This is a genomic window from Streptomyces sp. NPDC051987 (assembly GCF_040680735.1).
Lineage (GTDB): Bacteria > Actinomycetota > Actinomycetes > Streptomycetales > Streptomycetaceae > Streptomyces.
Genome location: NZ_JBFAXI010000015.1, coordinates 89,238 through 103,868 on the forward strand (window position 1 = coordinate 89,238; position 14,631 = coordinate 103,868).

Annotated in this window: 8 protein-coding genes; 4 read left to right on the plus strand and 4 right to left on the minus strand. The window is 71.2% G+C overall.

The genetic code is table 11. The annotated features are described in order from the left end of the window. Positions 1-101 precede the first annotated feature (101 nt). Complete coding sequence (locus AB0M11_RS11575; protein WP_365703935.1) at positions 102-3,857, minus strand: ABC transporter ATP-binding protein; 3,756 nt, start codon at positions 3,855-3,857, stop codon at positions 102-104. 237 nt (positions 3,858-4,094) lie between these two features. Here AB0M11_RS11575 and AB0M11_RS11580 point away from each other — a divergent pair, with 237 nt between their 5' ends. The 3 genes from AB0M11_RS11580 to AB0M11_RS11590 all read left to right on the plus strand — a co-directional run bounded on the left by AB0M11_RS11580 (position 4,095) and on the right by AB0M11_RS11590 (position 6,508). After that, positions 4,095-4,376: a hypothetical protein gene (locus tag AB0M11_RS11580; protein ID WP_365703937.1), complete on the plus strand. Its 282-nt coding sequence runs from the start codon at positions 4,095-4,097 to the stop codon at positions 4,374-4,376. 119 nt (positions 4,377-4,495) lie between these two features. Then, positions 4,496-5,341: a serine hydrolase gene (locus tag AB0M11_RS11585; RefSeq protein WP_365703939.1), complete on the plus strand. Its 846-nt coding sequence runs from the start codon at positions 4,496-4,498 to the stop codon at positions 5,339-5,341. Positions 5,342-5,452: 111 nt separating this feature from the next. After that, positions 5,453-6,508 carry an esterase-like activity of phytase family protein gene (locus AB0M11_RS11590; RefSeq protein WP_365703941.1) on the plus strand — a complete coding sequence of 352 codons (1,056 nt, stop codon included), beginning with the start codon at positions 5,453-5,455 and terminating at the stop codon, positions 6,506-6,508. A gap of 85 nt (positions 6,509-6,593) precedes the next feature. Here AB0M11_RS11590 and AB0M11_RS11595 read toward each other — a convergent pair whose 3' ends face one another. Genes AB0M11_RS11595 through AB0M11_RS11605 form a run of 3 tightly spaced genes read right to left on the minus strand, consistent with a single transcriptional unit; the run spans position 6,594 to position 11,894 of the window. Continuing rightward, complete coding sequence (locus tag AB0M11_RS11595; RefSeq protein WP_365703943.1) at positions 6,594-9,911, minus strand: N-6 DNA methylase; 3,318 nt, start codon at positions 9,909-9,911, stop codon at positions 6,594-6,596. A gap of 31 nt (positions 9,912-9,942) precedes the next feature. Next, positions 9,943-10,623: an RloB family protein gene (locus tag AB0M11_RS11600; protein WP_365703945.1), complete on the minus strand. Its 681-nt coding sequence runs from the start codon at positions 10,621-10,623 to the stop codon at positions 9,943-9,945. Continuing rightward, entirely contained in the window at positions 10,623-11,894 is a 1,272-nt protein-coding gene (locus AB0M11_RS11605) for an ATP-binding protein (protein ID WP_365703947.1), read from the minus strand. The genes AB0M11_RS11600 and AB0M11_RS11605 overlap by 1 nt, the downstream gene beginning before the upstream one ends. A 251-nt stretch (positions 11,895-12,145) precedes the next feature. Between AB0M11_RS11605 and AB0M11_RS11610 the strand changes: the two genes are divergently transcribed. Further along, positions 12,146-14,530 carry a glycosyltransferase family 39 protein gene (locus tag AB0M11_RS11610; RefSeq protein ID WP_365703993.1) on the plus strand — a complete coding sequence of 795 codons (2,385 nt, stop codon included), beginning with the start codon at positions 12,146-12,148 and terminating at the stop codon, positions 14,528-14,530. The last annotated feature ends 101 nt before the right edge of the window (positions 14,531-14,631 follow it).

Consider the following 14,631-nt stretch of genomic DNA (forward strand, 5'->3'; position numbering starts at 1 on the left):
TGTGCACCATCCAACTCCGTACTGATGTACGGACGCCGCACAGGTGTCGGATGGTTGCACGGCCGCGTCTCCCCGGGTCCCCGGGGAGAGGCGGGCCGGGGTCAGCGGGTCGTCGCGCCCACCGGCTCCTCGGGCTCCTCGGGCTGGCCGACGAAGGTGCGCCACAGCTCGGCGTAGCGGCCGTCGAGGGCGAGCAGTTCGTCGTGGGTGCCGTCCTCGGCGACCCGGCCGTGGTCCATGACCACCACCCGGTCGGCGCGGGCCGCGGTGGTCAGCCGGTGGGCGACCACGAGCGTCGTACGACGGCCCGTCAGGCGGTCGGTGGCCATGTTGACCTGGGCCTCGGTCGCCAGGTCCAGGGCCGCCGTCGCCTCGTCGAGGAGCAGCACGTCGGGGTCGACGAGTTCCGCGCGGGCGAGGGCGATCAGCTGGCGCTGGCCCGCCGAGAGGTTGCGGCCGCGTTCGGCCACCTCGTGCAGGTAGCCGCCGTCGAGGGTGGCGATCATCTCGTGGGCGCCGACCGCGCGGGCCGCCGCCTCCACCTCGGCGTCGGTCGCGTGCGGGCGGCCGTAGGCGATGGCGTCCCGGACGGTCCCCGGGAAGAGGTACGCCTCCTGCGGGACGACCCCGAGCCGGTGCCGGTAGGAGGTGAGGTCGAGGTCGCGCAGGTCGGTGCCGTCGACGGTGACCCGGCCCGCGGTGGGATCGTAGAACCGCGCGACCAGCTTGACGAGGGTCGACTTGCCGGCGCCGGTCTCGCCGACGAAGGCGACGGTCTGTCCCGCCGGGATGGTCAGGTCGATGCCGCCCAGGGCTTCCTCGCCCTCGTCGGCGGCGCCGTACGCGAAGTGCACGTCCTCGAAGGCGATGTCGCCGCGGAGCGAGGTCACGCCGAGGGGGGCCGCCGCCGACCGGGTCGACGTCGGCTCGCGCAGGAGTTCCTGGATGCGGCCGAGGGAGACGGTGGCCTGCTGGTAGCCGTCGAAGACCTGGGAGAGCTGCTGGACGGGGGCGAAGAACAGGTCGATGTAGAGCAGGTACGCGACCAGCGCGCCGGTGGTGAGGGTCGCCGCCTCGACCCGGTGGGCGCCGGCCATCAGCACGCTCGCCGCGGCCACCGACGACAGCAGCTGGACGAACGGGAAGTAGACCGATATCAGCCACTGGCCCCGGATACGGGCCTTGCGGTAGCTCTCGCTGCGCTCGGTGAAGCGCCGGCCGCTGTCCCCCTCGCGCCGGAAGGCCTGCACGATGCGCAGCCCGGACACCGACTCCTGGAGGTCGGCGTTGACCACCGAGACCCGCTCTCGGGCGAGCTCGTACGCCTTCACGCTCGCCCGGCGGAAGAAGAACGTCGCGACGATCAGCGGGGGCAGGGTGGTGAAGACGACGAGGGCGAGCTGGACGTCGATCACCAGCAGGGCGGCCATGATCCCGAAGAAGGTGACGACGGAGACGAAGGCGGTGACCAGGCCCGTCTGCAGGAACGTGGACAGCGCGTCCACGTCCGTCGTCATCCGCGTCATGATCCGGCCGGTCAGCTCCCGCTCGTAGTAGTCGAGCCCGAGCCGCTGGAGCTGGGCGAAGATCTTCAGGCGCAGGGAGTAGAGGACCCGCTCGCCGGTACGGCCGGTCATCCTCGTCTCGCCGATCTGGGCCGCCCACTGGGCGAGCACCGCGAACAGGCCGAGCAGCGAGGCCGCCCAGACCGCGCCGAGCGCCATCCTGCTGACGCCCTGGTCGATGCCGTGCCGGATCAGGATCGGCAGGAGCAGGCCCATGCCGGCGTCCACGGCGACCAGGCCGAGGCTGGCGAGCAGGGGCAGCCCGAAGCCGCGCAGCAGGCGGCGCAGGCCGTAGGAGTCCTCGGGGCGTACGGCGCCGGCCTCGTCGATGTCGGGGACGTCGGTCGCCGGGGGCAGCGCCTCGACCTGGGCGAGGAGTTCGGGGGTGGCCGGGGTGCCGGCGAGGGCCAGGTCCCGGGGGGTGCGGTCGCCGGTCCACAGCCGGGGGGTCACTCCGCGCTCGGCGTCGAACTCGGCGTCCAGCTCGTCCCGCACGGAGGTGTCCTCGCGCGAGACGGCCGGGAGGGTGTGCCCCGGGGAGACCCCGCCCAGTTCGTCGGGGTCGGTGAGCAGCCTGCGGTAGAGGGCGGACCGCTGCTGGAGCTCCTCGTCGGTGCCGATGTCGGCGAGCCGGCCGCCGTCGAGGACGGCGATGCGGTCGGCGAGGTTCAGGGTGGAGCGGCGGTGCGCGATGAGCAGGGTGGTGCGGCCCCTCATGACGTGCGCGAGGGCCTCGTGGATCTCGTGCTCCACGCGGGCGTCCACGGCCGAGGTGGCGTCGTCGAGGACGAGCAGGCGGGGGTCGGTGAGCAGGGCGCGGGCCAGGGCGATGCGCTGGCGCTGGCCGCCGGAGAGGGTGAGGCCCTGTTCGCCGACCTTGGTGTCGTAGCCGTCGGGCAGTTCGGCGACGAAGCGGTCGGCCTGGGCGGCGCGGGCGGCGGCGAGGATCTGCTCCTCGGTCGCGTCGGGACGCCCGTAGGCGATGTTGTTGCGGACCGTGTCGGAGAAGAGGAACGAGTCCTCCGGGACCAGGCCGATCGCGGCCCGGAGGGAGTCGTGGGTCAGCTCGCGGACGTCGTGGCCGCCGACCAGGACGGCGCCGTGGGTCACGTCGTAGAAGCGCGGCAGCAGCAGGGAGACCGTGGACTTGCCGGAGCCGGAGGAGCCGACGACGGCGAGGGTCTCGCCGGGCCGGATCTCGAAGCTGAGCCCCTGGAGGACGGGGTGCTCGTGGTCGTACCCGAAGGACACGTCGTCGAACTCGACGGTCGCGGGCGCGTCGGCGGGGAGGGTCTTGGTGCCGTCCGTCATGGTGGGCCGGGTGTCGATCAGCTCCAGGACGCGTTCGGTCCCGGCGCGGGCCTGCTGGCCGACGGTGAGGACCACGGCGAGCATCCGGACCGGGCCGACCAGCTGGGCCAGGTAGGAGGAGAAGGCGACGAAGGTGCCGAGGGTGATGTGACCGCGCACGGCCAGCCAGCCGCCGAGCGCCAGCATCGCGACCTGGCCGAGCGCCGGGACGGCCTGGAGGGCCGGGGTGAACTTGCTGTTCAGCCGTATGGTGCGCAGCCGCCCGGCGAAGAGCCGGCGCCCGACCTCCCGCAGCTTCCCGGTCTCCTGCTCCTCCTGCCCGAACCCCTTCACCACGCGGACACCGCTCACCGCGCCGTCCACCACGCCGGCGACGGCGGCCGCCTGAGCCTGGGCGTACCAGGTGGCGGGGTGGAGCTTGCTGCGGCTGCGCTTGGCGATCCAGTACAGGGCGGGGGCGACGGCCAGGGCGACCAGGGTGAGCGGCGGCGACAGCCAGGCCATGATCGCGAGGGAGATCAGGAAGAGGAGGACGTTGCCGATCGTCATCGGCAGCATGAAGAGGAGGCCCTGGATCAGCTGGAGGTCACTGGTGGCCCTGCCCACCACCTGGCCCGTGGACAGCTCGTCCTGGCGCCGCCCGTCGAGCCGGGTGAGGGTGGCGTACATCTCGGTGCGCAGGTCGTGCTGGACGTCGAGGGCGAGCCGGCCGCCGTAGTAGCGGCGCACGAAGGTGGCCGCGTAGACGAGGACGGCGGCGCCGATCAGGGCGGCGGCCCAGGGCCCCATGGAGCGGCTGTGGTCACCGATCACGTCGTCGATGATCACCTTGGTGATCAGCGGTACGACGGCCAGCACGGCCATGCCGGCCAGCGAGGACCCGAGCGCGAGCACGACGTCCCGGGGATGCCGCCAGGCATACCCCGCCAGCCTGCGCGCCCAGCCGTCGCCCTGCCCCCGCTCCCCCTGCTGCGCTACCACCCGGATGCCCTCCGTCCGCCCTGGTCTTCCGCAGCTCACAACACGAAACGAAGCGGATTTCATCCCTCCGCAACAATGCCGGGCGACCGGAGGGAGAATCCGGAGCGCCCTGCCGCCGCGTGTCCCACGAACGGCCTGCGTCGCTGGCAGGGGCAGCGGCGCGATGACAGGGTGCAATGAGCCCCGCCCGCACCCGGGCCGCCTGAGTCACGGCGGCGGCCGTCATGGAGGAAGCCCATGCTCCGCGCGAGAACGTGCGCCATGCTCCTGAACCAGATCCACGGACTGAAGAAGATCGTCGCCGACGACGGGAAAGAGGTCCGCCGTCTCCAGGCCGAACTCGCCCGGCTGAGGGCCGAGCCGCATCCGGATCCGGCGAAGATCGCGCAAGTGGAGGCAGAACTGGCCGCAGCCCAGCAGAAGTTGTCCGACGACCAGGACGCCCTGACCGACGTCCAGAGCGACTACGACGAGCACTGCGGCGGCGGGACGGCCGCCGGCGGGACCACCGAGGGGTGACCGACGTGACCGGGGCGGCTCGGACCGCCGGAAGCCGGAGCGTCCGGCGCGAGTGATGTTTGGTAAAAGGGGCGCCCGCTCGTACAACCATTCGCGCGAACTCGTGTGTCAACACGGGCATGACTCACAGACGACAGAGAGGGCTGGCCGCCGCCGCGCTCGGCACCGGCTTTCTCATAGCCGGTGTGGCCGTGGCCGCGCCCGCCTCGGCCGCCGCGCCCGCCGTCAGCTGCACGTCGACCAAGGCGGCCCTCGCCACGAAACTGAAGAAGGACATCACCGCGGCGATCGCGAACCGCAAGGGGACGATCGCCGTCGGCCTGTACGACCGTTCGACGAACACGACCTGCGCCCTCCGCTCCACCACGCACTACGACTCGGCCAGCACGGTCAAGGTGACCGTGCTGGCCACGCTGCTGTGGGACGCGAAGAAGCACAACCGGTACCTGACCACCACCGAGCAGACGCTCGCCAAGGCCATGATCACCAAGTCCGACAACGACGCGACGACCAAGCTGTGGAAGCAGCTCGGCCTGACGAAGATCAAGGGCTTCCTGAGCGCCGCCGGGATGACGCAGACCACCCCGGGTGCCGACGGCTACTGGGGCCTGACCCAGATCGACGTGCACGACGAGCAGAAGCTGCTCGCGCTCGTCACCGCCAAGAACACCGTGCTCAGCGACAACTCGCGGGCCTACATCCTGAAGCTGATGGGGCAGGTGATCTCGTCCCAGCGGTGGGGCACACCGTACGGCGCCCCGTCCGGTGTCGCCGTGCACGTCAAGAACGGCTGGCTGCAGCGCGCCACGCACGGCTGGCGGGTGCACAGCCTCGGCACGTTCACCGGCGGCGGCCACGACTACCAGATGACCGTGCTCACCCAGGACAACAGCACCATGAAATACGGCATCGACACCATCCAGGCCGTCGCGAAGGTCGTGCACAAGGACCTCGCGGCCTCCTGAGCCGGGGCGGCGGTCCGCGGCGCCGAAGCCCGGTCCCGGCGGCCGGAAACCGACCCTTTCCTTCATGAGGCGGTCTCCACGCGGTCACCGATCCGCCCTACGGTGGCCGCCATGCGCCTGCGAACCGTACTCGCCACCGTCACCGCCGGCCTGGCGGCGGCCACCTGCCTGTCCGCCGCCGGGCCCGCCGACGCCGTCGCGACCCGCACCGACGCGCCCCCCACCGCCTCCGCCCACGCCTGTTCGCCCGCGGTCTCCCTCGACGGCTTCTCCGACGCCCTCGACAAGACGACGTTCGGCGGCTATTTCGTCGGCAACCTCTCCGCGCTCGCCGTGGACCGGGACGGCTCCCTGGCCGCCCTCGCCGACCGGTCCTACCTCTTCGACCTGGACGCGAAGACCCTCGCGCCGAAGAAAGTCGTCGGACTCGCCGACGAGAACGGCGCCGCGCTCGACTCCGAGGGCCTGGTCGTGGACCGGGACGGCACCCGCCTGATCACCTCCGAGACCGAACCGTCCGTCCGCCGCTACTCGGCGGACGGCAGGATCCTGGACCGCCTCCCGGTGCCCTCCTCCCTCCTGGTCTCCCCGGCCGGGCGGGCCACCGCCAACCAGACCTTCGAGGGGCTGACGCTGCTGGACGGCGGCCGCACCCTGCTGGCGTCCATGGAGGACGCGATCTCCGGCGACACCGCCGGGATCGTCCGCTTCCAGACCTGGCAGCGCACCAGGGGCAACCACTTCGAGCTGTCGGCCCAGTACGCCTACCGCACCGACGACCCGACCCTCGGCGTCCCCGAGGTGCAGGCGCTCCCCGACGGCCGGCTCCTCGTCCTGGAGCGCGGCTTCACCTCCGGCGTCGGCAACACCGTCCGCCTCTTCCTGGCCGACCCGCGGCACGCCACCGACACCAGCGGCGTCGAGAACCTCACCGGCCAGGCGGGCGTACGGCTGATCAGGAAGACCCTGCTCACGGACATCGCGAGCTGCCCGTCCCTGGGCGCCACGGCCAAGCAGCCCCAGCCCAACCCGCTCCTCGACAACATCGAGGGCATGGCCGTCACCGGCCGCGCGAAGGGCGCGTACCAGGTCCTCCTGGTCAGCGACGACAACCAGAACGCGGCACAGACGACGCGGTTCTACCGGCTGTCGGTCCGCGTGCGCTGACCCGCCCGGCGATCCCGCGGAGGGCTGCCCGCACCGGCCGCACGACGCGGGCCCGGCGACGTACGGGTCCGCGCCTGCGTGGCCGTCAGACGCGGGCGGTCTTGGTGAGGTTCTCCACCAGAATGCGCTTCACGAGGCGGAGTTTCGTGAGCTGGGCCTGGCGTACCGCCCTGTCCCGGGCCAGTGCGGCGATGCGTTCGGTGAAGGCTTTCTGGGCCGCTGGACTCGGTACGTGGAGTTCCACGTCGAGCAACTGGGACGGGTTCACGGGGCGCAGGCCGCCGTCGGACCGTGCCACCGTGTAGACGCTCTCCTGGGCTTCGGGCAGCATCAGCCACGCGACCAGGTAGTCCGCGGACAGGCGGCCTGCGTCGGGCCTGATACACAGGACGCCGGGGCTGTGTCTCGCCTGACCTGCTTCGCCTCGCCACACGGCGGCGCGGAAGGTCCGTCCCGTCGCGTCGGCAGGAGCGAACAGGACGTCTCCTGGACGCAGGGTTGCCGGCAGCCTCTGCCGATGTGGTGCGGGGCCGGCTTCGGCGGTCTGCCGGGCAGGCGGCGCGATGACGCGCCCTGTCAGGTCGGCCGGACGGAGAACCTGTATCCCGGAGCTGTCCCCCGCACTGGCGGCGATGGCGGGCCGTACCAGTTCGGCCACCTCCCGCAACGGTCGCCGCCGCGTCTGGCCTGCCTCGTCGGAGTCGACTGCGGTGAGCAGCGCGAGCAGTTCATCGACGTCCGTTTTGGCGAGTTCCCCTTCGACGTCCTTCTCCGCCTCAATCAGGGAGTGCACCACATCGGCGACCGTGGTCCGATCGGCGAGCAGGTGTGCGCCGTCGGCCATGACCTCCCAGGCGTTCCGCCGGGACCAGGGGTAACTCGGGGCCGGACCGGCCTCCGTCGCTCCCTTCAGCTGCTGCTCTATCTCGCGGAACGACAGTCCGTACTTCTCCCACCAGTTCTCATAGGCACGGACCAGCTCCTCGCGTCGGCTCCGCAGAAGGTCGTCGAGCTTGCGCTGCAGTCCTTGACGAAGGATGTCGAGTACCGTCCGGCGCTCTTGGCCGTCGGCGGCCAGGGCACTTCGGGCAACTGTCAGCCGCGCCTGCGCGCCGTCTTCCAGACGCTTGACCAAGACCGTGTTCTGCACGCGCTCACGCTTCAGCCGAGCCAGTTCCGCCCGCTGCTCCTCGTCTGCGGCAGCAGTCTCCTCCGCAGAGGATTCGCCGCCGCTCTCACCGTCCTCCCTTTCGCCGCCGGCCGGCCGAGCCCTGAGTTCCCTCCAGCGTTCGTCGAGTTCAGCCCTGCGCGCGTCCGCCGCCGCCAACGCCTCCAGGAAGTCCGGAGCCACGGCCGCCATCAGCTTGTGCCGGTACGCCGCACGCCGCTCCTCGGACGACGGTCGGCGTGGCCTGGCGGTGCTCGGGTCGGGCTCGGGCTCAAGCTGCGTCTCGATGTCCTGGACCCAGCCGTCGAGCACCCCCGCGAAGCCTCTCTCGGCGAGCGCCAGCAGGTCGTACCTGGCCTCACGCCACCACTCGGCCACCGCGCCGGCAAGCGCGGACCGCTCGACGAGACCGATGTCGCCGAGGCTGGCCAGGAAGGACTCGACCAGCGACTCCCGCGCCGCCCACAAGGCCGCCCGGCGCCGGGACGGCAGCAGTCCTGTCGGCCCCTCGGCGGCGGTGGCCAGTGCCTCCAGGTGCCCGGCCTCCGCCTCCCACCACTCGGTGAAGGCCGCGCCGAACCGCTCCTCGCGGGGGCGGGCCAGACCAGCGAACCGATCGGTGTCCGGCCGCTGTCCCTTCGGCAGGAAGTCGACGTATTCCGGGTCGACGGGAAGGCGCTCCTCGAAGAGGTCGGTCACTGCTATCCCGTAGGCGGCAAGCAGTTCCCGCTTCGCCTCGATCTCCGCGCGGGGCACCCCGCCCACCAGATGCGCCCGCACGTCCTGCGGCTCCGGAGTCGGCGTGCTGTCCACATAGCGGCGGACGTTGAGGTTGTCGTCGTTCTCCCGGAGTTCCTCACGCCCGACCAGACGAGAGAATCCGGGCACTTCCGAGAACGCGTGGAAGACAGACGTGATCTTCTCGGACTGCTCGGCCGACAACACGTTCTGTGCGCGTTCCGCCAGGAATTCACGGTCCGCGTTGATGAACAGCACCTTGCCCGCCCGCGCCGGGTCCTTCTTCCCCGGCGGACGCAGCACCAGGACACAGGCCGGGATGCCGGTGCCGTGGAAGAGGTTCGGAGCGAGGCCGATCACGGCCTCGATCGTGTCGTCGTCCAGCATGCGTGTACGGATCGTGCGTTCCCCGCCGCCCCGGAACAGCACACCGTGCGGCATGACCGTGACGACCACGCCGCCCGCGCCCTCCCGCCGGGTCTCCCAGAGCATGTGCTGGACGAACATGAGGTCGGCCTTGCCCCGCTCACCCGCCACCCCGTACGCCGCCCGCTGCTCCCGGTACGCCAGGTCGTCCAGCGAGTAGTCCATGGAGAAAGGCGGATTGCTGAGCACTCCGTCGAACCGGTCCGCGTCCGACGCCGGCACATGGGCCGGCGCGCTGAGGGTGTCGCCGGTGCGGAGGTCGAACCGACGCGCCCCGTGGAGGACCAGGTTCACCGTCGCCGTCGCCCACGAGCCGCTGTTGGCGTCCTGGCCTGCGAAGAACATGTCCGAGGCGTCACCGTCGTGTTCCTCCACGTACTCCTTGGCGGCGACGAGCATGCCGCCCGAGCCCACACACGGGTCGTAGATCCGCATGCCCGGCCCGGGGCGCAACAGGTCCACCATCATGCGGACCACCGGGCGCGGTGTGTAGAACTCGCCCCCGGCACGGCCTCCTGAGTCCGCGAACGCCTTGATGAGGTACTCGTACGCGGCGCCCAGCACGTCGGGGGACTCGACGTCACGTGTGCTCAGCCGCACGCGGTCGAAGTGCCCGATGAGCGACTTCAGCCGTTGATCGGCGCGTGCGGCCGACGACCCGCCGTAACCGCCGACACGGCGGAAGTCGAGGTGGCTGAAGAGCCCTTGGAGCTCGGGGTTCCGGTCTTCCAACGCCTGCAGCGCCGGATGCAGGCTGCTCTCGGCGATGTCGTGCGTGGCGGAGGATATCTCCGGCCAGCGAGCGACCTTCGGCACGAAGAGCACCTCCCGTTCGCGGTAGACCGACTCCTGTTCCAGGTAGTCGGCCAGCGCCCCGCCGGTAAGACCCAGTTCTCCGGTCGCGTACTCCTCGATCGCCTCACGCGCCACGTCGAACTCGTCGTTGGCCCCCTTCAGGAACAACAGGCCGACGATGTAGTCCTTGTACTCGGAGGCGTCCATCGACCCCCGGACGATGTCGGCGGCGGCGAAGAGGTGCCGTCCCAACTGCGTGAGCGTGAGCTTGGCCACGAACGGCTCTCCCCTACGGCCAGAAGCGGTGTCAGTACGAGGTGATTCCGAGTCCCTGTTCCACGAATTCGTGGACATTGGTGTACGGGTCCCGGTTGACGAGCGCCACGTGTTCACCGTGCTCCGCGTTCATCCGAAGGGCTCGCTTCCTGGCCTCCGGGTAGCGCCCGACGACCTGGTGCGGCAGCACCACCTTGATGTTGGCTCCGTCCTTCGGATCCCTCGCGAACGGCAGCCTCGCGGTCGCCTGCCCGCAGACTCCGCCGAACGTGCCGGTGACCGGCTTGTGGTGCAGCAGCCGCCAGACCTCGAAGCAAGGATGGGAGAAGGCCACTTTCACGTCCCCTTCGCGGGCCTGCTTGAGCGCGGTCTCGATGCCCTCGTGCTCGTCCCGGTCGAACAGGCACCAGACCTGCGGCCAGTACTCCTTCGCCAGTCCGCTCCTCCTGGCCTGCCGCTGCTCGCTGCTCATCAGGTCGACCGCCGCCTCGACGAGTTTGAGGGGCTTGCGCTGGGAGCCCGGGGCGGAGGCGTTCGCGATCCGCACCTCGACGGTGATCACCGGGTCGGCCGGCTCACCGCACGCCTTGATGATGTCGATGTAGGAGGGTTCCGTGACCAACCCCTCGGTGAAGACGTGGACGACCCTCTTACGCCGCCCACGCCGCTGCGCGGGGCCCAGCGAGGCCTTGCCTTTCTTCGCCTTCCCCATCAGTTCTGCCCCGCCTCGGACCCGTCCTGCTCCCGGTCGGCGAGCAGGCGCCGGGCGATCTGGCCTTCCAGAAGGGACGGAACCGCACCGAAGGCCCCCGCCAGGTACGACTTCATCAAGTCCTCTTCCCTCCCCGGGGACGCCGCGGTCAGCGGATACAGTTCGGTCGCCCCGTCCGCGTCCTTCTCCGTCAGCCATACCTGGCCGGGTTCGAGCAGCCGACCGCCACTCGGGGTGGTGAGGACTGTCGGGTCGTGCGACGTGAAGACCAGCTGGGCGCCGTCGGGATTGGCGTACGGGTCGTTGAAGAGCCGGACGACCTCGGCGGCGAACCGCGGATGCAGACTGGCGTCCAGTTCGTCGACGAGCAGTACGGCCCCTTCGTCGAGTGCCAGGAGCAACGGGCCGAGTAGGGCGAACCAGGACCGGGTGCCGAGGGACTCGGTCTGCCAGTCGAGGGCAGCTTCCCCCGCGGCCGAGCGATGAACGAGCCGGACGGTCGACCGGCCTCTGCCGTCGTCCACCACTTCCGTCCCGGTGATGCCCAGGTCGGCCACGCGCAGGAGGTCCTCGATCCGGCGGGCGCGAGCTCCGGAAAGTTCCTCGCGGGTGAACGCCTCACGCTGGTCCCGCTCGACCTCCGGATCGATCAGCCACAGGTTGCGGCGGAACCAATGGAAGAGAGGCGACAGCTGCGGGTGGTTGTCGGTGCCCGCGGTGGAGAGCAACAGGGCGTTGGCGCGGGTGCGCCGGGCGAGCTGTGCACGGTCCTTGACCCGGTTTCCCGGCCAGTCGTACACCTCGGCGCGGGAGGCGTCCCGGTCCAGCCAGACCTGCCGGTGTCCGCGCGGATAGCTGTGCAGCCATTCGGCTTCCACCCGGCTGGCGCCCAGCTCGAATCCGTACGTCCAGCGGATCCCGTCGAGGAGGAGGTCCACTTCGAAGAAGCTCGGTTCTTTGTTCCCCTTGGGGTCAAGCGCGAAGACCGAGCGCGGAACACCGTCGTACGAGGCCCAACGGGCATAGGAGTCGAGCACCGCGCTCCGCATGTCCACGAGGGCAGCGAGCACGTTCGACTTGCCGGAGGCGTTGGCGCCGAAGATTCCGATCAGCGGGAAGACACCGATCGGCCGGCCACCTGCCGGACTCACCGAACGGGCGGGAAACGGCTCCGCGTCCTCGGGCATCACGGAGTCGTCGGACGTCACGAAGGACAGCTCCTGCTCGTCGCGCAGTGATCGCACGTTCGCGACACGGAACCTCAGCAGCACGCTGTCCTCCTTTCCCGTTTCAGCGTAGTCGCCCGGTCGGACAGGCCGGCCCAGCCAACCGCGCTGGCCTCGGGGAACATACCCGCTGCGACCGGTGCCGCGTGGCCGAACGAGTGATCACGACGCGCGGGTGCGGCCGGGTACCGCTCACCGGCCCCACCGGCCGCCCTCTTACCGATATCTCATCCACCCACAGCTCGCACCCAGGATCGGCACAGCCCCCGCCCATCGGGCGCCCGCATGGTGGGATGGTGACATCTGCCACCGATCCCGTCCCCCATTCGCCCGTGTCCCCCGACTGGGGCCCGCCCACGGCGACCGCCACGGCGCCTGAGCCGGCGACCCCCGCGGCCGCCCCGCCGGACCGGGCCCCGCGCTGGTCGCTGCCCGCGCTGCTCGCGATCCTGGCCCTGGCGGCGGTGCTCTACTCCTGGAACCTCTCCGGTTCCGACATGAACACCTTCTACAGCGGCGCCGTCTGGGCCGGTACGAAAAGCTGGAAGGCCTGGTTCTTCGGCTCGCTGGACCCGGGCAACTTCCTGACCGTCGACAAACCGCCGTTCGCCCTCATGGTCATGGGCCTGTCGTGCCGCGTCTTCGGCTTCGGCACCTGGCAGATGATGGCGCCCGAGGTCGTGGTGGCGCTCGCCACGATCTGGATCCTGCATGCCACGGTGAAGCGGGTGTGGGGGCACGGCGCGGCGACGGTCGCCGCGCTGGTGCTGGCGCTGACCCCGATCACGGTCGCCATCAACCGGGACAACAACCCCGACACCCTCCTGGTGTTCCTGATGGTGTCGGGCGCGGCGCTCGCGTTCCGCGCCACCCGTGACGACCGGCTGCTGCCCCTGCTCGGGTCGGCGGTGTGCTTCGGCCTCGCCTTCAACACCAAGCTGCTCGCGGGCTGGATCGCACTCCCGGCCGTCTTCGCGCTCTACCTCTACGCGTCCCGGGCCACCTGGGCCAAGCGCGCCGTCCACCTGCTGCTGGCCGCCGTCGTGCTGGCCGTCTCCAGCTTCTGGTGGGCGGTCGCGGTCTCCCTGGTCCCGGCCTCCGACCGGCCGTACATCGGCGGCTCCACGGACGGCTCCGCCTGGAACCTGATCATGGGGTACGACGGTCTCGGCCGCGTCTTCGGCGGCGAGGGCAACGGCGGGGGCGGCGGAGGAGGCGGCGGCGGCTTCTCCGGGTCGGCGGGGCTGGGCCGGATGTTCAACGACATCCTCGGCGGCCAGATCTCCTGGCTGCTCCCCTTCTCGGTGATCGCCCTGATCGGCGGTCTGGTGCTGTGCGGCCGCGCCCCGCGCACCGACCTGAGGCGGATGGCGCTGGTCCTGTGGGGCGGCTGGACCCTGCTCCACTACGTGATCTTCGCGACTGCGCAGGGCACCATGCACCCGTACTACACGACCGCGCTCGCCCCGGGCATCGCGGTGCTGTGCGGCGGCGGTGGCGTGATGCTGCTGCGGGCCTTCCGCACCGACAAGCGGTGGATCTGGGTCCTCCCGGCCGCCTTCGGCGTCACCGGCGTCTGGGCGATCGTCCTGCTGCGCCGCGCCTCCGGCTGGAACACCTGGCTGTGGCCGACGGTCGGCGTGCTGACCGTGGCCGGCATCGCGGGCATGATCCTCTTCCGGGCCGGCGGCTCGGCCACCAGGGCCCGGCTGCTGGCGGCCTCGCTGGCGGCGGCCGTGATCGCGGCCCTGGCCGGCCCGACGGCGTACGCGGTCTCGGAGCCGTTCGGCAGCTCCGCCGGGGGCGGCATGGGCGGCACCAACCCGACGGCGGGCCCCTCCACGGGTTCCGGTTTCGGCGGCGGACCGGGCCGTGGCGGCGGCAACCGGGGCGGTTTCCCCGGCGGCGGCGAGCTGCCGGGCGGCCGGCGCGGGAACAACCAGGCCGGGGGTGAGACGGGCGGCGGCTTCCCGGGCGGCGCCAACAGCGGGGCGCCGAGCGGTGGCACCAACGGCGGCGGCTTCCCCGGTGGCGGCAGCGGCCAGACGGCGCCCGGCGGAGGAACCGGCGAGTTGCCGGGCGGCGGCACCGGCAACGGCGAACTGCCCGGCCGAGCCGGTGAGATGCCCGGCGGGGGAACCGGCAACGGCACCACGCGCGGCGGCTTCGGCGGCGGCATGGGCGGCGGCTTCGGCGGCGGCATGGGCCGCGGCGTCGACAGCGACCTGATCGCCTACCTGAAGAAGCACCAGGACGGCGCCACCTGGCTGCTGGCCGTCTCCAACTCGCAGTCCGCGGCGCAGATCGAGCTGAGTTCGCGTGAGCCCGTGATCTCCATGTGGGGCTTCACCGGATCCGACCAGGCGATGACCGTCGCCAAGCTGAAGGAACTGGTCAAGGCGGGCAAGCTGCACTACATCCAGCTCGGCGGCGGCATGGGCGGTGGCATGGGCGGCAACAACAGCGTCAGCTCCGCGGTGACCGCCTGGGTGCAGAAGTACGGCACGCCGGTGAAGGAGAGCGCGTACAGCAAGACCACGACGAGCGACTCGACCTCGAACTCGAAGTCCGCCGGCTCCTCGTCGTCGTCCTCCTCGTCGTCCTCGGCGTCGTCCTCGTCGTCCGCCTCGCAGAGCAGCACGTCGACGCTCTACCGGCTGGACCCGTCGGACGTCGGCTGACGGAGCCCGACAACAGGAGCGGGCCCCCGCCCCACCGGGGGGGGGCGGAGTTGGACTGCCGCGCACCAGCCAGGGGCCCGGAAGCCGGGGGATTACCCCCC